Below are 22,918 nucleotides of genomic sequence, written 5' to 3' on the forward strand. Positions count from 1 at the left end.
ACCGATCACCCCGCCGCCCGCTCACCCCGCCGCGAGGTCGCCCACCAGGTCGTGCCGGATCCGCTCGGCCGGCACGCCCGAGCGCAGCAGCACCCCCACGCCCCGGCGGACCATCGCGGGCGGCCCGCTGAGGAACGCCTCCCGCCCGGCCCACGGACCGAACCGCCCTACCACCTCCGGGAGTTCGCCGGTCAGCGCACCCTCGGCCGGCCCGGTGCCGGAGAGCACCGGCCGCACCGTGAGCCACGGCAGCCGCCGGGCCAACTCGTCCAACCCGTCCAGCTCGTACAGGTCGGCGGCGCGGCGGGCCCCGTAGAACACGTCGACGGCGCCGACCGGCGTGCCGCGCTCGGCCACCTCCTCGACCAGCGCGCGGATCGGCGCGATGCCGGTGCCGCCGCCGAGGCAGAGCAGGTCCGCGCCGGCGACGTGGTCGGCGGTCATCGTGCCGGCCGCCGGGCCCAGCCGCAGGACGTCCCCGGGCGCGGCCCGGTGGACGAGCGCGTTGCTCACCCAGCCCGCCTGGACGGCCTTCACGTGGAAGGTCAGCAGCCCGTCCGGCCGGGGGGCCGAGGCGAACGAGAAGTGCCGCCAGACCCGCGGCCACCAGGGCGTCTCCAGACTGGTGTACTGCCCGGCCCGGTACGGGTACGCCTGGTCCGGCCGGACGGTGATCACCGCGACGTCCCGGGTGCGGCGCTCGTGCCGGACCACCTCGCCCTGCCACCAGGGCGGCGAGGTGCGGGCGGCGTCCTCGGCGGCCTCGATCATGATCGAGGAGACCAGCCGGTAGACCCGGCGCCAGGCCAGCTCGGTCTCGGCGTCCCACCGGCTGCCCGCGTACCTGGCCAGCGCCTGCACCAGGCACTCGCCCACCGGGCCGTAGTGGCCGGTCAGCGTGCCGTACCGGCGGTGGCCGCGGCCGAGCGCGCCGAGGTGGACGCGCAGGCCGGCCGGGTCGTCGGCGCTGCGGGCGGCGGCCAGCAGCGCGCGGAACAGGCGGTCCCGCTGGACGTCCATGGCGGCGGGGAAGAGCGCCCGGACCTCGGGGTGGTGCAGGAAGATCAGCGCGTAGAAGTGCGCGGTGGCGCGGTCGGCGACCGGCTCGACGACCGCCAGGCTGGCCCGGATCAGCTCCACGTCCCGTACGGTGAGCGGCTGTTCGACGGCGGAGGCGCCGCGGTCGGGGGCGCCCCGGTCCGGGGCGGGCAGCGGGGCGGGCAACGGGGCCGACAGTTGGGTCGGCCGGCCCTCGGCGGGCTCCTGCGTGGCCCAGGCCCTGGTCCAACTGTCTCCGGGTCCAGCCCAGTTGAGGCCGGGAGCATCGGTGAACAGCGGCCGGAACGCGGGGGCGGCCGGCGGCTCGGCGGGCGGCTCCGGGTAGCCGGGCGCGGGGACGGCCGGCGGCTGCACCGGCGGGGCGGGCACCCACGGGAGGGCGGGCACCGCCGGGAGGACGGCCGTCGGCGCCTCGGCCGGGATCTGCGGCGGGAGGTCCGGCGGGTCCAGCGGCATCGGCGGCCGTTCGGGCCCCGCCCCGGCCACCGCGTCCGCCGCCACGTCCGCCGGGAGCTCCGGCAGGCCCGGGACGGAGGCGGCGCCCGCCGAGCCGTACCCGGTGCGGACCAGAAGTGTTCTGCGGGACTTCACCGCAACGTTTCGAGTACCCAAGAGAATCGTTTCGCCTCCGGCCGCCCTGCGCCACCACCTGGCTTGTCTCTGCTGGCGCCTAGGCAGCGTGGCACGCCCGAACTGCTCATCCGACAAATCACGCGAAGCCCGGACACCCGGGCCCGGGACGCGCTAGTCTCCCTCGATTCACGCCCTGTCGCCCTGGGTGCGGAGCACGCCACCCAGGGCGACCGAGCCGTGCTCAGAGCTGCCGCAGCAGCGTCCCCGGCCGCTCCACGCAGTCCGCGACGAACCGCAGGAAGCCGCCCGCCGTCCCGCCGTCGCAGACCCGGTGGTCGAAGGTGAACGACAGCTGCACGACCTCGCGCACCGCCAACTCCCCCTCGTGCACCCAGGGTTTGGCGACGATCCGGCCGACCCCGAGCATCGCCGCCTCGGGGTGGTTCAGGATCGGGGTGGAGCCGTCCACACCGAACACCCCGTAGTTGTTCAACGTGAAGGTGCCGCCGGTCAGTTCGGCCGGGGTGAGCGAGCCGTCGCGCGCCGCCTCGGTCAACCGGCCCAGCTCCTCGCCGAGTTGCTCGGTGGTGCGGGTGTGGGCGTCCCGCACCACCGGGACGACCAGACCCCGCTCGCCCTGCGCGGCGAAGCCCAGGTGCACCGCCGAGTGCCGGATGATGCCCGAACCGTCCTCCGTCATACTGGAGTTGAGTTCCGGGAAGCGGGCCAGCGCGACCGTGCAGATCCGGGCGAGCAGCGCCAGCACGCTCACCTTCGGGCCCGGGGCGGCATTCAACTGCCGCCGCAGCAGCATCAGTTCGGTGGCATCGGTGTCCACCCAGCAGGTCACGGCGGGGATCTCCCGGTGGCTGCGGCTGAGCTTCTCGGCCACCGCCTTGCGCAGCCCGCGCAGCGGGACGACGCCCTCCCGCGCAACCGGCGCCGGAGCCGTCGGCGCCGTCGGGGCCGCCGCCTTCACCGCGACCGCCCGTTCGACGTCCGCGCGCATGATCAGCCCGTCCGGGCCGCTGCCGGAGAGCGCGGCCAGGTCGACCCCCTGCTCCCGGGCCAGCCGCCGCACCAGCGGTGAGATCACCGGCACCACGCCCGGAACGGTCCGCACCACCAGCGCGGGAGCCGCAACAACAACCGGAACAGCAACAGGAACGACAGCAGGAACAGCACCCCCCACCCGGCGCCGCCGCCCGCCCTTCCCCGGCTCGGCGACCCCGTACCCGACCAGCGGCCGCTCCACCTCCGCCGCCGCCTCGGCCAGCATCCCGGCCGCCGCCTCGACCAGCAGCGAGGCCCCGTCCGCCGGAGCCACCGCGACCGTCACCAGCGGCGCGCCCACGGCGATCTCCTCGCCCTCCTCGCCGTACCGGGCGGTGACCACCCCGCCGTACGGGCAGGGCACCTCCACCACGGCCTTGGCGGTCTCCACCTCCACCACCGGCTGGTCGACCGCGATCACCTCGCCGACCTCGACCAGCCACCGCACCACCTCGGCCCCGGTGAGTCCCTCACCGAGGTCGGGCAGCCGGAACTCGCGCACGACGGGCATCATCCTCGGTCCTCCCACTGCAGCCGGGCGACCGCGTCCAGGATCCGGTCCACCCCGGGCAGGTGGTGGTGCTCCAGCATCGGCGGCGGGTACGGGATGTCGAAGCCGGTCACCCGCAGCACGGGCGCGGCCAGGTGGTGGAAGCAGCGCTCGGTGACCCGGGCGGCGATCTCCGCGCCGGTGCCGCCGAAGCCGCTCGCCTCGTGCACCACCACGGCCCGGCCGAGCGAGCGCACCACCCGGCAGACCGTCTCGTCGTCGAACGGCACCAGGGTGCGCAGGTCCAGCACCGCGAGGTCCCAGCCCTCGGCCTTCGCCGTCTCGGCCGCCTCCAGGCAGACCGGCAGCGAGGGCCCGTAGGTGATCAGCACGGCGGAGGTGCCGGGCCGCCGCAGCACGGCCCGGCCGATCGGCTCGACCGGCGTGGCCGGGTCGAATCCGTCCTTGCCCCAGTAGAGCCGCTTGGGCTCCAGGAAGACCACCGGGTCGTCGGAGGCGATCGAGGCCCGCAGCAGCCCGTACGCGTCGGCGACCGTCGCCGGGGTGACCACGTGCAGGCCGGGGGTGGCCGCGTAGTACGCCTCGGAGGCGTCGCTGTGGTGCTCGACCCCGCCGATGCCGCCGCCGTACGGGATGCGGACGGTGATCGGCAGCGGGAGCCGGCCGGCCGTGCGGTTGCGCATCTTGGCGACGTGCGAGAACAGCTGCTCCAGCGCCGGGTAGGCGAAGGCGTCGAACTGCATCTCGACGACCGGGCGCAGCCCGTACATCGCCATGCCGATCGCGGTGCCGAGGATGCCGGCCTCGGCCAGCGGGGTGTCCAGGCAGCGGTCGGGGCCGAACTCGGCGGTCAGCCCGTCGGTGATCCGGAAGACGCCGCCGAGCGCGCCGACGTCCTCGCCGAGCACGTGCACCGCCGGGTCCTCGCGCAGGGCGTCGCGCAGCGCCGCGTTGAGCGCCTGCGCCATGGTCGCCGTACGGGTCGGTGTGGCCGTCTGGTTCATCAGTGCTGCACCTCGGCCTCGGCGGCCAGCTCGGCGGACAACTGGGCGGCCTGTTCCCGCAGTTGCGGGGTCGGCTCGGCGAAGACATGGGTGAACAGCGCCATCGGGTCCAGCTCGGGGTCGACGTGGAACTCGGCCCGCATCCGGGCCGCCAGCGCCTCCGCCTCGTCGGCCGCCGACTGCACCAGCGCGTCGTCCAGGACGCCGAGTTCGCGCAGCGAGCGGTCCATCAGCAGGATCGGGTCGTACTCCCGCCAGGCGGCCACCTCCGGATCGGTGCGGTAGCGGGTGGCGTCGTCGGCGTTGGTGTGCGCCTCGACCCGGTAGGTGAGCGCCTCGACCAGGGTCGGGCCGCCGCCGGTCCTGGCCCGCTCGACCGCCTCGGTCAGGACGCCGTGCACGGCGGGCGCGTCGTTGCCGTCCACCAGCCGGCCCGGCATGCCGTAGCCGACGGCCTTGTGGGCGAGGGTGGGCGCGGCGGACTGCGCGCTGAGCGGGACGGATATCGCGTAGCCGTTGTTCTGCACCAGGAAGACCACCGGTGCCTGGAGCACCGCGGCGAAGTTCAGCGCCTCGTGGAAGTCGCCCTCGCTGGTGCCGCCGTCGCCGAGCATGGCCAGTGCGACCACCGGATCGCCGGCCAGCCGGGCGGCGTGCGCCAGCCCGACGGCGTGCGGGGCCTGGGTGGCGAGCGGGGTGCAGAGCGGGGCGGTGCGGGTGGCGCGCGGGTCGTAGCCGGTGTGGGCGGTGCCGCGCAGCAGGGTCAGCGCCTCCAGCGGGTCGACGCCCCGGGAGACCACCGCGAGGGTGTCGCGGTAGCTGGGGAACAGCCAGTCGGCCTCGCCGAGCACCAGCGCGGCGGCGACCTGGCAGGCCTCCTGACCGGTGGACGCCGGGTAGACGGCCAGCCGGCCCTGCTTGGTCAGGGTGGTGGCCTGCTGGTTGAAGCGGCGGCCGACCACCAGGCGGCGGTACAGCTCGCGCAGCAGTGCGGGGTCGTACTTCTCCAGCGCGGGGGTGCCGAGCACCCGGACCGGTGAGGCGTCCGGGAGCAGGGGGGCCGGGTCGGTCCGCGGGGCGGTGGCTCCGGGGGTCCAGCCGGGCACCGCCGTGTGGTGTCTGTGGTCGAGAACGGTCATCTCGGGGCACCTCCTGGGGTGGCGGGGGCTCCCTACCGATTGTTCGGTCGTCTGTTCATCTTGACCAGAAGCGTGACAAGGTGGTGGACATTCGGCCTGAGCGGCGGTCGACTGGTGGCAGTGTGTCCAATCGGCGAGGGTGGGGGGTCATGTCGGCTGAACAGATGTCCAGACTCGACCGGGTCGACCGTTCGATCCTGCGGCTGCTGCAGCAGGACGGCCGCGCCTCGATCCGCTCGGTGGCCGAGCGGGTGCACGTGTCCCGGGCGAACGCCTACGCCCGGATCTCCAGGATGGTCGAGGACGGCATCATTCGCGGCTTCACCGCCCGCGTCGACCACGAACGGGCAGGTCAGGGCGCGTCCGCGTACATCACCCTGAAGATCGTCCAGAACTCCTGGCGTACGGTCCGGGAGCAGCTGCTGCAGCTCCCCGGGGTCGCCCACATCGCCCTGGTCGGCGGAGACTTCGACGTCCTGCTGCTGGTGCACACCGCCGACAACCACGCGCTGCGGGAGCTGGTGCTGGGCAGCATCCAGTCCATCCCCCAGGTGCTCGGCACCCGGACCATGCTGATCTTCGAGGAGACCGACCAGGTCCCCCCGGACTGACGGCCGGGCCACCGGCCGGCCGGTGGCGGCTACCGCGCGCGCAGCCCGTCGAAGGCCAGGTGGACGACCGCGTCCGCGACGCCGTCGGTGCCCTTGAGGCCCGGCCGGTACCACTCCACGATCGAGTTGATCATCCCGAACAGCAGCCGGGTGGCCAGCCGCGGCTCGACGTCCGCACGCAGCGCACCGTCCGCGACCGCCGCCCGCAGCAGCTCGGCGACCTGGTGGTCGAACTCCCGGCGCCGCTCCAGCGCCCACTGCTCGGTCACCGTGTTCCCGCGCACCCGCAGCAGCAGCGTCACGTACGGCAGTTCCGCGAGCAGCACCTCGGCGGTGCGGCGCACCACGTGCTCCAGCCGCTCCACCGCCGGGCCCCGCACCGCCGCCGGCTCGGCCAGGATCGCGAACAGCCCGTCCAGCGCCCGCCCGACGGCCAGCCGCAGCAGTTCCTCCTTGCCGCGGACGTGGTGGTAGATGGACGACTTGGAGATCCCGGCCGCCCGGGACAGGTCCTCCATCGAGGTGCCGTCGTAGCCGCGCTCGTTGAACACGTCGACGGTCACCGCGAGCAGTGACTCCACGGTGTAGGCGGTACGCGTGCTGTGATCGGCCATCCTCCGAGTATCCCCGGCCGCCCCGCGCCGTACGCGATCGGGTCCGGTCGGGTCCGCACCGGCGCTCTGGTCCACACCAGGCCCCGATGCGCAGGCCCTAGACTCGGCGGACGATCGTCCACGTCCAGCAGGGTGGGGTCCAGTCCGAATGAACGCAATACCGGCCGTCGCCTCCGACGTGCCCGAGCAGCGCAGCGATGATCCGGGGGGCGTGCCCGGCAGCGGCTGGCGGGAAGGCGCCCGCGCCCTGGTGGTCCGGTTCGGGCCGGCGGTGTGGTGCTACGCGGTGCTGAAGCTGATCGGCTTCACCGTCTTCATGAAGCTGCTCTCCTTCTCCGGCGACTACCTCAAGAAGCCGGCCCGGTTCGGCGGCGGCGCCAACCCCTGGGACGTGCTGGCCACCTGGGACGGCTGGTGGTACCAGCAGGTGGCCCAGTTCGGCTACCACCCGGCGCTGGTCACGATCCCCAACGGCCCGGTCGGCTTCTCCGTCGAGCAGAACTCCGCCGCGTTCTTCCCGCTCTACCCGGGCCTGATGCGGATGACCTCGGACGTCACCGGCCTCGGCCTGTACGGCGCCGGGATGCTGGTGTCGGTGGTGGCCTCGCTGTTCGCCGCCGCCGGGATCTACGCCGTGGTGGACCGGATGGCCGGCCCCAGGGCGGGCGTGATCGCGGCCGGGATCTGGGCGATCGCCCCGGGCTCGGGCGCCGAGTGGGCGGTCTACTCGGACTCCACCTTCGTCGCGCTGGCCGCCTGGGCCTGCTACTGCGTGATGACCAAGCAGTGGGTCGCCGCCGGGGTGATCACCCTGGTCACCGGGCTCAACCGGCCGACCGCCGCGGCACTGATCGGCGCGGTCGGCCTGGCCGCGCTGGTGGAGCTGTACCGGCGGGAGAGCGGCGTCCTGCGCCCGCTGACCGCGATGCTGCTGGCCCCGGTCGGCCTGCTCGGCTACGTGGCCTGGGTGGGCTGGCGGATGGGCGAGTGGGGCGGCTACTTCCGGCTCCAGCACGACGCCTGGCTGCACTACTTCGACTGGGGCCAGGGCACCTGGCACGCGATCCGCGGCGTGCTGCTGGGCCGCAACGACTACCCGTTCGCGTTCCCGGTGCCGGACCTCTTCGCCACCCTGATCGTGCTCACCCTGCCGGTGCTGATCGTGCTGCTGATCCGGCTGCGCCCGCCGCTGGTGCTCACCGCCTACACGCTGGCCACGATCGTCTCGGTGCTGGGGAGCCTCGGCATCTTCGGCAACGTCTCGCGCTACCTGCTGCCGGCGTTCCCGCTGCTGATCGCGCTCGCGGTGGCGATGCGCAAGCTCAGCTGGCCGGTGCTGGCCGCGGTGCTGGGGTTCGGCGCGGTCGCCTCCGGCTGGTACGCGGGGTACGTCATCTTCGAGCTGGGCGTGCCGTAGGCCCTGCCCGGCACCGGCCCACGGGGGCGCGTCCACCACGGACGCGCCCCCGCGCGTTTTCCGGACACCGCGCCCGCGCGTTTCCGGACACCGCGCCCGTGCGTTTTCCCGGATTCCGTTCCCTGCACCCTCTTGAGCCGACCGATCGTTCGGTTACCCTGTGACGTGTCCCGTCCTCCCTCCTGAGGAGCGCACAGATGTCCGCAGCGGTCACCCACCCCCTCGTCGGCGAGCTGGTCGAGCGCCACCAGGCCACCCTGGACGCCGCCCTCGACGCCGCCGCCAAGCGCGACTACTGGTCGCCCTACCCCGAGTTCCCGAAGGCGTACGGCGAGAGCGGCCCGGCGGACGGCAAGGCCGCCTTCGACGCCCTGCTCGGCAAGCCGTTCACCCTCGACGGCCACCCCGCCGACGGCGACCTGGTCGGCGGCGAGGCCTCCCCGTACGGCATCGAGCTGGGCATCGGCTACCCGCACGCCGAGCCGGACGCGCTGATCGCCGCGCTGAGCGCCGCCCGCCCCGACTGGGCCGCCGCCACCCCGCTGGAGCGCGCCGCCGTCTGCCTGGAGATCCTGCACCGGATCAACGCCCGCTCCCACGAGTTCGGCCAGGCCGTCATGCACACCACCGGCCAGGCCTACGGCATGGCCTTCCAGGCCGGCGGCCCGCACGCCCAGGACCGCGGCCTGGAGGCGGTCACCTACGCCTACGCCGAGCAGACCCGGCTGCCCCGCCGGGCCGACTGGACCAAGCCCCAGGGCAAGCGCGAACCCCTGGTGATGACCAAGGAGTTCACCGTCGTCCCGCGCGGCCTCGCGCTGCTGGTCGGCTGCAACACCTTCCCCACCTGGAACGGCTACCCCGGCCTGTTCGCCTCGCTGGCCACCGGCAACCCGGTGCTGGTCAAGCCGCACCCGCGCGCCGTGCTGCCGCTCGCGCTGACCGTCCGGACCGCCCGCGAGGTGCTCGCCGAGGCCGGCTACGACCCCAACCTGGTCTGCCTGGCCGTCGAGCACGAGGGCGGCACCGTCGCCCAGACCCTCGCCGTCCGCCCCGAGATCCGGCTGATCGACTACACCGGCTCCACCGCCTTCGGCGACTGGCTGGAGGAGCACGCCAAGCAGGCCGAGGTGTACACCGAGAAGGCCGGCGTCAACGCGGTCGTCATCGACTCCACCGACGACTACAAGGGCATGCTCGGCAACCTGGCCTTCGCCCTCTCGCTCTACAGCGGCCAGATGTGCACCACCCCGCAGAACCTGCTGATCCCGCGCGGCGGCATCGCCACCGACCAGGGCGACAAGTCCTACGACCAGGTCGTCGCCGACCTCGCCGCCGCCATCGACGGCCTGCTCTCCGACGACGCCCGCGCCGCCGCCATCCTCGGCGCCGTGGTCAACCCGGGCGTGCTGCAGCGCTCGGCCGCCGCGGCCGGCGGCGAGTACGGCGAGCTCGCCCTCGCCCCGCGCGCGGTGACCTCGCCGGACTTCCCCGGCGCGACCGTCCGCACCCCCGCGCTGGTCAAGCTGGACGCCGACAAGCCGGACGACCGCGCGGTCTTCCGCACCGAGTGCTTCGGCCCGGTCTCCTTCGCCGTCGCCGTCGAGTCCACCCCCGCCGCCGTCGAACTGCTGCGCACCACCGTCCGCGACAAGGGCGCCATGACCGCCTCCGGCTACACCACCTCGCCCGAGGTGGAGGGCCTGCTGGTGGCGGCCGCGCTCGACGCCGGCGTCTCGCTCTCGCTCAACCTGACCGGCGGCGTCTACCCCAACCAGACCGCCGCCTTCTCCGACCTGCACGGCACCGGTGCCAACCCGGCCGCCAACTCGGCCTACTGCGACGGCGCGTTCGTCGCCAACCGGTTCCGTACCGTGGAGGTCCGCCGGCACGGCTGAGCGCCGTCCCGGCCCCGTCCGATCCGCTCCGGGCCCCGGCGGTCACCCACCGCCGGGGCCCGGCGGTTCACAGCTCCCCGCGGGCCCTGGATGATGGAGTCTGGGAGAACGCCGGACACGGCGTCCAACCGCCCTCCGAACACCGGGAGCTGACACATGACCGCGAAGCCGACGACCGCCACCGACATCCTGATCGTCGGTGCCGGACCGACCGGACTGCTACTGGCCGGCGATCTCGCCGCGGCCGGGGTCGGCGTCACCGTCCTGGAGAAGCGCGGCGCCGAGTCCAACCTGACCCGGGCCTTCGCCGTGCACGCCCGCAGTCTGGAGCTCCTGGACGCCCGCGGCCTCGCCGACGACCTCATCGCCACCGGCCGCCCGGTCACCGGCCTGAGGATGTTCGACCGCTTCGGCATCGACCTGAGCTCGCTGCCCACCCGCTTCCCGTTCGTCCTGATCACCCCGCAGTACCACGTCGAACGGCTGCTCCAGGAGCGCGCCGAGCAGGCCGGCGCGACCATCCTGCGCGGCGCCGAGGTCACCGCCCTGCGCCAGGACGCCGAGGGCGTCACCCTGGAGACCCGCGACGGGAACGCCTTCACCGCCCGGTACGCGGTCGGCACCGACGGCGTCCGCTCCACCGTGCGCGACCTGCTCGGCATCCCGTTCCCCGGCGAGTCCGTGGTCGACTCGGTGATGCTCGCCGACGTCCGGCTGGAGCGCGAGCCCGCCGACACCATCACCGTCGGCGCCAACGAGACCGGCTTCTCCTTCCTGGCCCCCTTCGGCGACGGCTGGTACCGGCTGATCGCCTGGGACCGCAAGGAGCGGCAGCCGGACGGCACCACCCCCTCGCCGGAGCGCCTCGCCGCCATCGCCCGGACCACCCTCGGCGAGGACTACGGCCTGCACGACGTCCGCTGGAGCTCCACCTTCCACAGCGACGAGCGCCAGGCCCCCAACTACCGCTCCGGCCGGGTCTTCCTGGCCGGCGACGCCGCGCACTGCCACTCCCCGGCCGGCGGCCAGGGCATGAACACCGGCCTCCAGGACGCCGCCAACCTGTCCTGGAAGCTCGCCGCCGCCCTCCAGGGCCGCGCCACCGACGCCCTGCTCGACACCTACCAGAGCGAACGGCACCCGGTCGGCCGGACGGTGCTGCGCACCTCCGGCGCGCTGATCCGGCTCGCCCTCGCCGAGTCCGCCCCCACCCGCGCACTGCGCGGGGCGCTCACCACGCTCGGCGGCCACCTCGACCTGGTCACCGAGCGCGGCGCCCGGATGGTCTCCGGCATCGACATCTCCTACCCGGCCCCGAAGGACGCCCACCCGCAGGTCGGCAAGCGCGTCCCGGACCTGCGGCTGACGGCGCTGCGCAAGCCCGTCGAGGGCGCACCGGCCGCCCCCGAGCGGCTCTACGAGGCGCTGCGCGAGGGGAAGTTCGTCCTGGTCAGCAACGACGAGCTGGCCGCCGCCGAACCCTGGGCGGACCGCATGGTCACCGCCGCCCCGGCCGACCCGCACGGCAAGCTGCGCGACACCGTCCTGCTGATCCGCCCGGACGGCTACGCCGCCTGGGGCGCCGTCGACCCCGGCCAGGGCGAGCTCCGCACCGCCCTCACCGCCTGGCTCGGCACCCCCTGACCCCCGCCGGCGGGTGCGCGGCCTCCCCGCGCACCCGCCCCGGCCCGCCGTCAGAGCTTCCAGGCCCACCGTCAGACCCTCCCGGCCCCCTCCGTCGGCCCCGCCCGGCCCGCCGTCAGAGCAGCTGCCGGGCCGCGCCTTTCACATAGTTCCGCGCCGCCCGCGCCCGATTTCCGCGCGTCGTCATTCGGCCCACGCCGGCCGTGCTTCCCGCCCGGCCCCACCCGATTCCACGTCCGTCCCTTCCGCCCCCCACCGGTAGGGACCGGTTCCGGAATCCGGGCCATTCACTGTATGGAATCCCCGCATTCCGGGTGTCCACAGTTGACTGTTTTTTAGCAACGAATTGCTTGACCATGAGCCACTTTGCCCACTGGTTCTGTCATGTTCTAGCCAGCGTTTTCGACTCCGGAACGCTCTGGCCCCTTGCCGGCCCCCACAGCCGGCCAGAGGAGGATCCGTTGCGCCCCCGCTCCCTTGCCCTCGCCGCGGCGATAGCCGTACTGCCGCTGACCGCCGTCTCGCTCGGTGTCTCCACCGCGCAGGCCGCCCCCGCTCCCCGTGTCGCGCTCCCGAACACCGTCAACCCGGCGGTGGCCCACTCGGAGAAGAAGGGCGACGTCCCGGCCGAGCAGCAGATCTCGGTGGCCGTCAGCCTGAAGCTGCGTGACACCGCCGCCCTGGACCACTTCCTCACCGCGGTCGCCACCCCCGGCACCCCCGAGTTCGGCAAGTACCTGACGCCGGAGCAGTTCACCGCCCGGTTCGGGCCGACCCAGGCCGCCGTCGACCAGGTCAAGACCTACCTGGCCGCCCAGGGCCTGACCGTCACCGAGGTGAGCGCCAACCGCCAGGTGGTCAGCGCCCACGGCACCAACGCGCAGATCTCGCAGGCCTTCGGCACCCACGAGAGCTCCTACGTCGACCCGCAGCTGCAGCGCGCCTTCTTCGCCAACGACGCCGCCGCCTCCGTCCCGGCCGACCTGGCCGACGTGGTCCAGGGCGTGAGCGGCCTGGACAACCACGCGGTCCGCAAGAACCGCCTGGCCAAGCCGAACTCGGTCACCCCGCACACGGCCTCCTCGACCCCGAGCGGCTTCGGCCCGTCGCAGTACGACGGCGCCTACAACCTGAACAAGACCGGCGCCGACGGCACCGGCACGACGGTCGCCCTCTGGGAGTTCGACGGCTACTCGTCCTCCAACCTGACCACCTACGACTCGCAGTACGGCCTGTCCGGCCCGGCCGTCTCCACGGTCTCGGTGGACGGCGCCAACTACGACTCCGCCCCCGGCCAGGGCCAGGGCGAGGTCGAGCTGGACAGCGAGATCGTCCGCGGCGCGGCGCCGAAGGCGACCCAGCTGGTCTACGAGGCGCCCAACAGCGACCAGGGCGAGATCGACATGGCCAACAAGATCGTGGCCGACAACCAGGTCTCGGTCATCTCGATCTCGTGGGGCTCCTGCGAGCCTGACACCACCGCCGCCTCGATGACGGCCGTGGACAACGCCTTCAAGCAGGCCGCCGCCCAGGGCATCTCGATCTTCTCCGCCTCCGGTGACGACGGCTCCCGCGACTGCACCCGCTCCACCAGCGGCTCGTCGGTCAAGGCGGTCGACTTCCCGGCGTCCAGCCCGCACCAGACCGGCGTCGGCGGCACCAACCTCCAGGTGTCCGGCACCTCGTACTCCTCGGAGAGCGCCTGGAGCGGCGCCGGCGGCGGCGTCTCCACCGTGTTCGGCAAGCCGACCTGGCAAACCGGCACCGGCACCATGCGCACCGTCCCGGACGTCTCCTCCAACGCCGACCCGGCGAGCGGCTTCGCGATCTACACGGCCGGCTCCTGGCAGGTCTACGGCGGCACCAGCGCGGCGGCGCCGCTGTGGGCCGGCTACGCGGCCCAGTTCAACCAGAAGGCCAAGGCGGCCGGCCAGCCGGTGCTGGGCGAGGCGAGCCCGAAGCTGTACGCGGTCGCGAACAGCAGCAACTACGCCGGTGCCTTCCACGACGTGACCAGCGGCTCCAACCAGGACTTCCCGGCCGGGACGGGCTACGACCAGGTCACCGGCTGGGGCACCCCGATCGCCGACGGCCTGACCACCGCCCTGCTCGGCGGCGGCTCCACCACCCCGCCCGGCGGCTGCACCGCGGCCCAGCTGATCGGCAACGGCGGCTTCGAGACCGGCACCGCCGCCCCGTGGACCACCTCCAGCGGCGTGGTCGACAACAGCTCCTCGCAGGCGGCCCACTCGGGCAGCTGGAAGGCCTGGCTGGACGGCTACGGCAGCGCCCACACCGACACCCTGTCGCAGACCGTCTCGGTGCCGGCCGGCTGCAAGTCCGCCAGCCTCACCTTCTGGCTGCACATCGACACCGCGGAGACCGGCTCCACCGCGTACGACAAGCTGACCGTCCAGGCCAACGGCACCACGCTGGTGACGTACTCCAACGTCAACGCCGCCGCCGGCTACGTGAAGCGCACCCTGGACCTCTCCTCCTTCGCCGGCAAGAGCGTGACCATCAAGTTCACCGGCACCGAGGACGGCTCCAACCAGACCAGCTTCGTGATCGACGACGTCGCGCTGAACGTCAACTGACCACCAGCGGGTAGCACCACCTGACCCCCGCCGGGGCGGCGCCGACACGGCCCGCCCCGGCGGTGTGCGTCCGCCCGTCGCGGCGGGCGGCGTGGGCGGACGGCGAGGGCGTGTGTTTCCGAACTGTTTCAAGATCACTAACCCTTCGGTTCACCTGCCGTGACCCCTGTCATACGCACGACTGATGACGTAGCCTCTCGACCGTGCATAGGGTTCCCCAAAGCTCGGTGAAGCCGTCGGCGGCGAGCCTCGGCGCCGGCCAGGCCCCTCCGAACTCACCTGGCGGGGAGGGTCACCGCATGGCCGCACAGCAGCCTCAGGACTCCGCGCGACTCCGGCTGGTCGGACTGCGCCCGGAGCGCCCCGGCCCGTCCGTACCCGCACCGCCTCCGGCACCCGCGCACGCCGGGCGGGCCACCGCCCCGGGCGGCTTCGCGGACACCCTGCACCTGGCCATCGAGGCCAGCGGCCTCAGCCTGGACAGGATCAGAGCCGCCCTCACCCAACGTGGCGTCAGAGTCAGCGTCACGACGCTGAGTTACTGGCGGCGCGGGCGCAGCCAGCCCGAACGGGCCAGCTCGCTGAGGGCCGTCCACCTGCTGGAGGAACTGCTCGGACTGCCGCACAGCGCGCTCACCTCGCTGCTCGGCCCGCCCCGCCCGCGCGGCCGCTGGGCCGCCGTCGCGAACACCTGCCACCTCGGCCTGGAGGACGTCTGGCCGGGCGAACGGCAGATCGCGGACATCTTCGCCGAGCTGGACGCCCCGCCGCAGGGCGAACTGGAGCGGCTGAGCATCCACGACTCGTACTACGTGGATGCCGAGCGGCGCGGCAACCTGCTGCGGATGCGCCAGGTGGTGCGCGCCACCGTCGGCGGCGTGGGCCGCTGCCTGGTCGTGCACAAGGCCGACGAGGAGGCGACCGGCTGCCCGGAGATCACCTCGGTGCGGCACGGCCGGCTGGGCCGGGTCCGGCGCCGTCCGGAGGCCGGCCTGACCGTCGGCGAGCTGATGCTGGACCGCCCGCTGGCACTCGGCGACAGCACGGTCTTCGAGTACGAGGTGGAGATCCCGCCGGGCGGCCCGACGCTGGAGTACAGCCGCCGCTTCGCCACCCCGGTGCGCGAGTACGTGCTCCAGGTGCACTTCGACCCGGCGGCCGTCCCGGCGCACTGCGAGCGCTACGACCGCGAGCCGGGCGCGGACGTCGACCACCGCCGCGAGCAGCTCTGGATCGGCGCCTCCGCGAGTGCCCACGTGCTCGCCCCGGACCAGCAGCCCGGGCACATCGGCATCCGCTGGGAGTGGCAGTAGCCGCCCCCCGGCATCCAGTCATCCCTGACATCCAGCCGCCCCCGCCGTCCTCGAACCGGCCCGCGCACCCCCGCCACGCCTGACCGACCGCCAGGCCCCGCACCGGCACTACCGTCTCCTCCTCGCCCCCGCCACGCCCGGGCCGCCGAACGGTTGTCACCCGTCCGGCGCAATCCGCCGTGCCACCTTCCGCCCGCTTTGGGACTTTGGTCCCGGTAACACGCGGGGCCGGCCCGGGAAGGCCAGTCCTGTCACGCCGTCAGGCGTCGACCAGGAAGACCGCAGGAAAGAGGCGGAGCATGACCCGTACCGACCACCTGTCCCCGCTGCTGGAATTCGACGAGGTCGAACCGGACGAGGACTGCATATGCGGGGGCTGCAGCGCCCGCCGCCGCGCCCGGCGGCACGCCGCACCCGTGCACGAGGGCGGGCACGCCGCGGCCCGCAGCATCCGCCGCCGGGCCGCCGTGCTGATGGCCGCCGTCGGCACCGCGGTGGGCGGCGGGACGGCCGCCGCCGGACACGCCACCGCCGCCCCCACCCCCGGCCCCACCCCGGGCGGCAGCAGCACCGCCCAGCCCCCGCAGACCCCGCAGGGCGAGGTCAGCGGCCTCTACGGACAAGCGCCCGGCGCTCGCGCCTTCGCCGCCCCGCGCGCCGCCACCCAGCCGCCCACCCGGGCGCAGATCATCCAGCGCGCCCAGGGCTGGGTCGACCAGCAGGTGCCGTACGGCATGGGCAGCTACTGGTCGGACGGCTACCGCCAGGACTGCTCCGGCTTCGTCTCGATGGCCTGGGGCCTCGGCAGCAGCCAGACCACCTGGACCCTGCCGAACTTCGCCGAGCGGATCGGCAAGGCCGACCTCCAGCCCGGCGACGTGCTGATCTACAACAACCCGGCCAGCCCGCAGTCCGGATCGCACGTGACGATCTTCGGCGGCTGGACGGACTCCTCCCTCACCCGCTACCTCGCCTACGAGCAGACCTCCCCCGGCACCAAGAAGCGCGACACCCCGTACGCCTACTGGAACAACTCCGGCGCCTACGTCCCGTACCGCTACACCGGCCTGTCCGGCGGCAGCAACGACGGCGCCCCGGCCACCGCCTTCCCGGGCGCGGACAAGTTCGGCCCCGGCGCGAACAACGCGTACGTCACCGAGCTCGGCCGGCTGCTGGTGCAGCGCGGCGGCGCCCGGTTCTACTCCGAGGGGCCCGACCCGCGCTGGGGCGAGGCCGACCGGCGGGCCACCCAGGCCTTCCAGGAGGCCCAGGGCTGGCGCGGCGCCGAGGCCGACGGCATCCCCGGCAAGGACACCTGGGACTACCTGGTCAACGGCAAGGGCCGTGCCATCGGCGCCGGCACCACCCCGCTGCCGCCGCCGGTCCCGCCCGCCACCGGGGCGCCCGCCTTCCCCGGCCGGCAGTACTTCGGCCCGGGTCAGAACAACGACCAGGTCCGCCTGCTGGGCGAGCAGCTGGTGCGCAAGGGCTTCGGCGGCTCGTACGGCGTCGGCCCCGGCCCGCGCTGGAGCGAGAGCGACCGGCGGGCCGTCCAGGCCTTCCAGCAGGCCCAGGGCTGGCGCGGCGCCGAGGCCGACGGCTACCCCGGCCCGGACACCTGGCGCCGGCTCTTCGCCTGACGCACGCCGACGGCGTGGTGCCCGCCCCGCGGGCACCACGCCTCACCCCCGCGGCTTCGACGACATCCAGTGGAAGAGACCCATCGCCACGCTGGTGGCCAGGTTGAAGCTGGACACCCCCGGCTGCATCGGCACCGAGACCAGGTGGTCCGCCCGCGCCTTGAGCTCCGCCGAGACGCCGTGCCGCTCGGTGCCGAAGGCGAGCAGCGCGTCGTCCGGGAACGGCAGCGTCCGGATGTCCGCGCCCTCCGGGTCCAGCACGTACAGCGGCCCGGCGGGCAGCTCCGGCAGGGCCAGCCGCTCCACCGCGGTGGCGAAGTGCAGGCCCGCGCTGCCGCGCAGCACGGTCGGGTGCCAGGGGTCCAGATCGCCGGTGGTCACCACGCCGGTGGCGCCGAAGCCGGCCGCCAACCGGATCACCGCCCCGACGTTGCCCAGGTTGCGCGGGTTCTCCAGCAGCACCACCGGGGCCGGGCGCGGGCGCCGGGCCAGGGCCGCCAGGTTCGCCCCGACGGACGGCCGCGCGGCCAGGGCGACCACCCCGGTCGGGTGCAGCCGGGGTGCCAGCGTCCGCAGCCGGTCCTCGGGCAGTTCCACCGCCAGCGCGTCCAGCGCCGGCGCGACGTCCGGCGCCAGTTCCCCGGCCAGGGCCAGCAGCGCCGCCCGGTCGGCGGTCAGCACCCGCCGGACGTCCCCGCCGAAGCGCAGCGCGTGCTTCAGCGGGTGGAACCCGTCCAGCAGGACGGCCCCCGGCTCCCGCTCCGCCGCCCGCCACGCCCGCAGCACCTCGTCGTCCATGGCGTTCATGGCGTTCACTCTGCCACCTCGTCCGAGGCCGTCTGATCCAGGGCCGTCTGATCCAGGGCCACCTGATCGAGGACCGTCTGATCCGAAGCCACCCCGACCGGGACGATCCCGCCGGGGTCGGGCTCGCCGGGGCGGCCGGCGGCGGCGATCACCTCGTCGAAGCCGAGCGGCCGGCCGGTCGGGCCGTCCGGATCGGCGGCGAGCCCGGCGAGCGCGAGGTCGAGGTGCCGGTGGACCAGCGAGCCGTCCGCGTCGAGCGCGGCCAGCGCGCCCGGCAGCGGGCGGGACACCCGGACGCAGAGCAGCACCAGGTCGCCCATCCCCACGTCGGCCCGCAGCCACCCGGCGTCCTGGGCGGCGCGCAGCAGTGCCTCGACGGCGGTGACGGCGTCGCGGCGGACGGCGACCAGGTCCTCGTCCACCACCAGCCGCTCCAGCAGCACCACGATCGCCGCGCCCATCCGCAGGTCGGCGGCGGCGTGCACGAAGCGGCGCAGCGCCCGGTACGGATCGGTCTCGTCGCGGCGGGCCTGTGCGGCGGCCTCGGCGAGCCGGGCCAGCAGGTCGGTGACCAGGGCGCGGACCAGGGCCTCCCGGTCGGGGAAGCGCCGGTAGAGGGTGGCCGGGCCGACCCCGGCCCGCCGGACCACGGCGTCCAGCGGGGCGTCCGGGCCCCGTTCCAGGAACACCTCGCAGGCGGCGTCCAGGATCCTGCGCCGGCTGCGTTCCGCGTCGGCCCTCATCGGCAACTCCCTAACCGGAGAAATTCTCTCCCCCTATGCTAGCGTCCAGTGAATCGGAGAAAATCTCTCCGCATCGTTGAGGAGCCGAGGAGTGACGCCGTGACCACCACCGCGCTCACCGTCCACACCGACATCGACGGCACCAGCCACCCGCGCGAGGCCGTCCTCGCCTGGGAGCTCGACCGCGCCCGCACCGCCCTGCGCCTGCTCAAGCAGCGCCTCGGCGACGACCGGACACGCGAACTGCTCACCCCCGACACCACCGCCGCCGACACCGCCCTGGCCGCCTGGGCCCACGCCTCCGGCGGCCGGTGGAGCACCGCCGTCACCGAGCTCACCGCCACCGGCATCGACGCCGACCGCTTCCTCACCTGGTGGCAGGGCCGCCTGCACGCCCCCGACCGGGACGCCCTGCTCGCCGCCAACCCCGAGCACTATCTGGCCGACTCCACCGGCGAACGGGTCGAGATCATCGAGACCCTCGGCACCGGCCCGGCCCGCTTCTTCCTGCGCTTCCACGACGACGTCCCGATCGCCGGGCCCGGCCACCAGGCCTTCCCGGTCCGCATCGGCGGCACCGGCACCCTCGCCGACGGCACCGAGGTGCTGCGGGTGATGCACGAGTTCGCCGACACCCCGGACGGCCTGCAGATCCGCCTCACCGTCCAGTTCCCCGAGGCCGCCCCCGCCCTCCTCGGCACCGGCCACCAGTGGCACTTCGCCTGCGAGTTCGCCAACTGGCTGGAGGCCGCCGCCCGCGCCGCCTGACGCCCCGGCGCCGTTCGCCTCCCCGACGTTCGCCCCCTCCGTTCGCCCCCGCCGTTCGCCCTTCCAGGAGGGGCGAACGGCGCCTACTGCGGCCCCCGCACGTCCTCCCGCCCCCGCAGCGCCCGCTCCAGGTCCTTCAGCGCCTGCCCCAGCAGCCGCGTCCCCGCCCGCACCACGTCCCGCTGCACCCCCGCCGGCGCCTGCGCCAGCCGTTCCTCCAGCCGCGCCTGCGCCTCCCGCACGGCGCCGAACTCCACCGGCTGCCCGGTGAGCAGCGCCGCCCCCGCGAGCGCGGTGGCCAGCCGCAGCTCCTCCGCGTACTCCGCCGTCCCCGGCACCGGGTCGGCGTCGGCGGCCGGCAGGTGCGCCTCCAGCAGGACGGCGACCCGCCCCAGGTGCCCGACGGCCGCCCGGGCCCGGTCGACCTGGCGCCGGGACACCCCGGGCAGCCCGGAGGCGTGCCGGCCCGGTTCGGCGTCGGCGCGCTGCATGGCCTGGAGCAGTTCCGAGCGGGCCTCCCGGGAGTCCAGCAGCGCGGCCCGCACCGCCCGCCCGCGCGGCGCGGCCGGGTCCTCGTAGCAGGCGACCACCGCGGCCGCGTACCGCCCGGCGGCGGCGAGCCACTCGGCCAGCCGCTCCCCGAGCCGGGCGGTCTGCCAGGTCGGGAAGAGCGCGTACGCCACCAGCGCCACCGACCCGCCGAGCAGGGTGAGCCCGACCCGTTCGAAGGCCGTCGTGAGCGGGTTCCCGGCCTGGAGCCCGAGCAGGAACACCACGTACGTCGAGATCCCGACCGTCGTCAGCGCGTACCCGGTCTGGAACGCGAGGTACGACCCGCCGATGCACAGCACGGCCAGCGCGGCCAGCACCCACTCCCCGGGGTGGGTGAGCTGCACCACCAGCGTCGAGACGGCGACCCCGACGACCGTCCCGGCCAGCCGGGCGACACCCCGGCTGTAGGTCTGGGCGAAGTCCGGCCGCATCACCATCGCGGCGGTCATCGGCGCCCAGTAGCCGTGGTGGAAGCCGACCAGCCGGGCCAGCAGGTAGGCGACGGTGACCACCCCGGCGAGCCGGACGGCGTGCTGGAAGATCGCCGAGCGCGGCCGCAGCTGCCGGCGCACCGTCCGCAGCGCGACCGGCAGCATCCGCAGGATCGACGGCTTGTGCAGCGCCCCGCCCGCGCCGATCACGGGCGTGGTGATGGTGTCCGCGTCGCCCCGCTCCAGCGTGTCCGCGGCCTTGCGCAGCAGCCCGCCCAGCCGACGGGCCGACCGCCGGGCCGCCCCCTGCAGCCGCGGCCCCTCGTCCGGCGGGACCAGGGTGAGCGTGGGCGCCGAGCGGGGCAGCCGGACGGGGTCTCCGGTGCGGACGGCCCGGGCCAGGGCGTCCATGACCTCGGCGGCGGCCGCCAGCACCTCACGGGCCCGGTCGCGTTCGGGCCCCTCCTCCGGGGCGCCCACCTTGGGGTCGGCGAGCGCGGCCAGGGTGGGCCGGATGCGCTCGGCGAGGCCGCGCAGGCCGCGCAGTTCGGCCGGCCGGTGGCGGTCCTGCCAGGGGGTCAGGGCGGCGGCGTGCCGGGCCGTCATGAACGGCGCCGGGTCGACGTGCGCGGTCGGGTCCTGCCTCAACCTGCGCGCGTAGTCGGCGAGTTCCGCGTAGGTGTCGGCGAGGGCGTCCCGCTGGGCACTCCAGCTCCCGATCGGCCACAGGGTGATGACGACGGCTTGGACGACCCCACCCAGTGCAGCGACCAGGCCGTGTCCGAGCGCGGCGGTCGCGCTGACCGGGAGCTGGACGACGATCAGCATCACCGAGACGGTGTTGGTCGCGACCACCCCGGCGGTCGGCCCGATCGCCCAGGCGAGCCCGGCGCCGAAGGCCCACACCGCGAGCAGCACCGGGAACAACCCGGGGACCCCGGCCGCCAGGTAGCCGAGGAAGGTGCTGACCCCGAGCCCGGCCCCGGCCGCGACGGCGAGGCTGGCCCGGGGCCGGAAGCTGCGCTGGAAGGTGGCCGTGCCGGCGATGAAGGCGCCCATCGCGGCCGAGGTGGCGAGCGCGACCCCGCCGAGCGCGAGGGTGGGGAAGAGCACCAACGCCACCGCGACGGCCCCGCGCAGGGCCCGCTTGGGGTCGGTGAGCGCCCGGTCGAGGGTGAGTCCGGTCCGCGCGGTGTCGCGAAGGGCGGCGAACCAGGACATACGGGTCAGCCTAGGGCACGCCCTCGGTGACCGGCGCTCGTGACCGCCGGATCCGCCGCAGCCGCGCCGCCGCCCAGAGCAGCGCGCCGGTCGGCAGGAACACCGCGTCCGCCGCGATCATCGCGAGCGAGAACACCGGCAACCCGAGCAGCAGCGCGATCCCCAGGTGCTCGGCCAGCAGCACGGCCAGCAGCACGTTCTTGACCCGCCGGTTGAGCAGCGTGAACGGGAACGCGACCTGCACGACCACCGTGCCGTACGAGATCAGGAAGACCGGCAGCAGCGCCGAGCCGACCAGCCCGGACAGCCACGGCCAGGGAGTGAAGTAGTCCAGGTGCAGCGGGTAGTACAGCGCGGTGCCGTCCTGCCAGCGCGAGCCCTGCACCTTGTACCAGCCGGCCGTCGCGTAGATCAGCACCACCTCGACGGCGATCACCAGCATCGCGCAGTTGTGCACCATGTTCGCCAGCGCGTCGAGCACCGCGCGCGGTTCGCCGTCCGGCCGCAGCCGCCCGAGCGTCCACCAGAGCCCGGCCACCGCCCAGAGCCCCCAGAACAACGGCGCCCAGCCGACGTACGGGAAGGTCCGGACCGTCCAGGTGAGGCTCTCGCCGGAGAAGCCGCCGAACTGGCAGGCCGCCAGGACGGCGCCGAGCAGCACCCAGAGCACCACCCCGGCCCGCCCCGGCCGGGCCCGCCGGGCGTCCAGCGACCACACCTCTGCGCAGCGGGTGAAGACCAGGTAGACCGCCATCAGGTGGACGACGTTGTCGCCGCCGTCGCCGAGGAAGACGTTGCGGTTCTGCAGCGACAGCACGGTGACCAGGAACAGCACCGCACTCGCCCTGGTCCGCCAGCCCAGCACCACCGCGACGGCGGCCAGCACCGCCAGGTGGTAGACCAGCTCGGACCAGGGCCGCCCGCCGAACCACGGCAGCACGGTGAACGCCCCGTTGTCGGTCAGCAGCCGCTCGGCCAGGTCCATCGACCAGGGCGACCGGTCCCCGTACAGCACCCGCCGGTTGGGCCACTCGCGCAGCAGGTAGGCGAGCCAGACCAGCCCGAAGCCGATCCGCACGACGGCGGCCTGGTGGCGGCCCAGCGCGCGCCCGGTGAAGGCGGCCATCGCCCGGGCGGCCAGGTCGGCTGGGCCGGGCCCGCGCGGCGCCGGGTCGGGCCGGGGCCCGGGGGCCGAGCCGGCGGCGGGCGGTTGCCCGGCCTGGCGCGGGATGCCCTCCGACCACCGCTGCTCGGGCTGCGGCGATACCTCCGGCGAGAACTCAGGCGAGAACTCGGACGCCACGTCGGGCGAGAGTTCGGGCG

Annotated in this window: 17 protein-coding genes; 8 read left to right on the forward strand and 9 right to left on the reverse strand. The window is 74.4% G+C overall.

The features are described from left to right. Nucleotides 1-21 precede the first annotated feature (21 nt). From AB0R04_RS04555 to AB0R04_RS04570, 4 genes are all read right to left on the reverse strand, one after another. Nucleotides 22-1,650, reverse strand: a complete 1,629-nt coding sequence (locus AB0R04_RS04555) for a globin domain-containing protein (RefSeq protein ID WP_363368164.1) — start codon at nucleotides 1,648-1,650, stop codon at nucleotides 22-24. 223 nt (nucleotides 1,651-1,873) lie between these two features. Next, nucleotides 1,874-3,196, reverse strand: coding sequence for a dihydrolipoamide acetyltransferase family protein (locus AB0R04_RS04560; RefSeq protein WP_363368373.1), 1,323 nt, complete (start codon nucleotides 3,194-3,196; stop codon nucleotides 1,874-1,876). Beyond that, nucleotides 3,196-4,200, reverse strand: a complete 1,005-nt coding sequence (locus AB0R04_RS04565; RefSeq protein ID WP_363368166.1) for an alpha-ketoacid dehydrogenase subunit beta — start codon at nucleotides 4,198-4,200, stop codon at nucleotides 3,196-3,198. Before AB0R04_RS04565 ends, AB0R04_RS04560 begins: the two co-directional genes overlap by 1 nt. Further along, entirely contained in the window at nucleotides 4,200-5,339 is a 1,140-nt protein-coding gene (locus AB0R04_RS04570; RefSeq protein ID WP_363368168.1) for a thiamine pyrophosphate-dependent dehydrogenase E1 component subunit alpha, read from the reverse strand. The genes AB0R04_RS04565 and AB0R04_RS04570 overlap by 1 nt, the downstream gene beginning before the upstream one ends. A 164-nt stretch (nucleotides 5,340-5,503) precedes the next feature. Here AB0R04_RS04570 and AB0R04_RS04575 point away from each other — a divergent pair, with 164 nt between their 5' ends. Then, complete coding sequence (locus tag AB0R04_RS04575; RefSeq protein ID WP_063348429.1) at nucleotides 5,504-5,950, forward strand: Lrp/AsnC family transcriptional regulator; 447 nt, start codon at nucleotides 5,504-5,506, stop codon at nucleotides 5,948-5,950. 29 nt (nucleotides 5,951-5,979) lie between these two features. Here AB0R04_RS04575 and AB0R04_RS04580 read toward each other — a convergent pair whose 3' ends face one another. Further along, a complete protein-coding gene (locus AB0R04_RS04580; RefSeq protein WP_063348430.1) occupies nucleotides 5,980-6,564 on the reverse strand; it encodes a TetR/AcrR family transcriptional regulator in 585 nt (194 codons plus the stop codon). A 148-nt stretch (nucleotides 6,565-6,712) separates the two neighbouring features. Between AB0R04_RS04580 and AB0R04_RS04585 the strand changes: the two genes are divergently transcribed. The 6 genes from AB0R04_RS04585 to AB0R04_RS04610 all read left to right on the forward strand — a co-directional run bounded on the left by AB0R04_RS04585 (nucleotide 6,713) and on the right by AB0R04_RS04610 (nucleotide 17,073). Then, a complete protein-coding gene (locus AB0R04_RS04585) occupies nucleotides 6,713-7,981 on the forward strand; it encodes a hypothetical protein (protein ID WP_363368170.1) in 1,269 nt (422 codons plus the stop codon). A 197-nt stretch (nucleotides 7,982-8,178) separates the two neighbouring features. Beyond that, a complete protein-coding gene (gene paaN, locus AB0R04_RS04590) occupies nucleotides 8,179-9,879 on the forward strand; it encodes a phenylacetic acid degradation protein PaaN (protein ID WP_363368172.1) in 1,701 nt (566 codons plus the stop codon). 156 nt (nucleotides 9,880-10,035) lie between these two features. After that, nucleotides 10,036-11,523: an FAD-dependent monooxygenase gene (locus AB0R04_RS04595; RefSeq protein WP_363368174.1), complete on the forward strand. Its 1,488-nt coding sequence runs from the start codon at nucleotides 10,036-10,038 to the stop codon at nucleotides 11,521-11,523. A 461-nt stretch (nucleotides 11,524-11,984) separates the two neighbouring features. Continuing rightward, nucleotides 11,985-14,120, forward strand: coding sequence for a protease pro-enzyme activation domain-containing protein (locus AB0R04_RS04600; RefSeq protein ID WP_363368176.1), 2,136 nt, complete (start codon nucleotides 11,985-11,987; stop codon nucleotides 14,118-14,120). Between the two features lie 299 nt (nucleotides 14,121-14,419). Beyond that, entirely contained in the window at nucleotides 14,420-15,433 is a 1,014-nt protein-coding gene (locus AB0R04_RS04605; protein WP_079135727.1) for a hypothetical protein, read from the forward strand. A gap of 299 nt (nucleotides 15,434-15,732) precedes the next feature. After that, on the forward strand, nucleotides 15,733-17,073 hold the full coding sequence (locus AB0R04_RS04610; protein WP_363368178.1) for a peptidoglycan-binding protein: 1,341 nt from the start codon (nucleotides 15,733-15,735) through the stop codon (nucleotides 17,071-17,073). 42 nt (nucleotides 17,074-17,115) lie between these two features. Here AB0R04_RS04610 and AB0R04_RS04615 read toward each other — a convergent pair whose 3' ends face one another. Both AB0R04_RS04615 and AB0R04_RS04620 read right to left on the reverse strand, forming a co-directional pair. Beyond that, on the reverse strand, nucleotides 17,116-17,871 hold the full coding sequence (locus tag AB0R04_RS04615) for an RNA methyltransferase (protein WP_363368375.1): 756 nt from the start codon (nucleotides 17,869-17,871) through the stop codon (nucleotides 17,116-17,118). A gap of 14 nt (nucleotides 17,872-17,885) precedes the next feature. Continuing rightward, nucleotides 17,886-18,623, reverse strand: coding sequence for a helix-turn-helix domain-containing protein (locus AB0R04_RS04620; RefSeq protein WP_363368180.1), 738 nt, complete (start codon nucleotides 18,621-18,623; stop codon nucleotides 17,886-17,888). A 99-nt stretch (nucleotides 18,624-18,722) separates the two neighbouring features. On the opposite strand from AB0R04_RS04620, the gene AB0R04_RS04625 reads away from it, so the two are divergent. Next, nucleotides 18,723-19,391 carry a hypothetical protein gene (locus AB0R04_RS04625; protein ID WP_363368182.1) on the forward strand — a complete coding sequence of 223 codons (669 nt, stop codon included), beginning with the start codon at nucleotides 18,723-18,725 and terminating at the stop codon, nucleotides 19,389-19,391. A gap of 83 nt (nucleotides 19,392-19,474) precedes the next feature. On the opposite strand, the gene AB0R04_RS04630 is transcribed toward AB0R04_RS04625, so the two are convergent. Beyond that, on the reverse strand, nucleotides 19,475-21,595 hold the full coding sequence (locus AB0R04_RS04630) for an FUSC family protein (RefSeq protein WP_363368184.1): 2,121 nt from the start codon (nucleotides 21,593-21,595) through the stop codon (nucleotides 19,475-19,477). A 10-nt stretch (nucleotides 21,596-21,605) separates the two neighbouring features. Next, a complete protein-coding gene (locus tag AB0R04_RS04635; RefSeq protein WP_363368377.1) occupies nucleotides 21,606-22,721 on the reverse strand; it encodes an HTTM domain-containing protein in 1,116 nt (371 codons plus the stop codon). Nucleotides 22,722-22,918: the final 197 nt, after the last annotated feature.

The sequence above is a fragment of the Kitasatospora sp. NPDC056731 genome, from assembly GCF_040687675.1.
In the GTDB taxonomy this organism is placed as follows: domain Bacteria; phylum Actinomycetota; class Actinomycetes; order Streptomycetales; family Streptomycetaceae; genus Kitasatospora.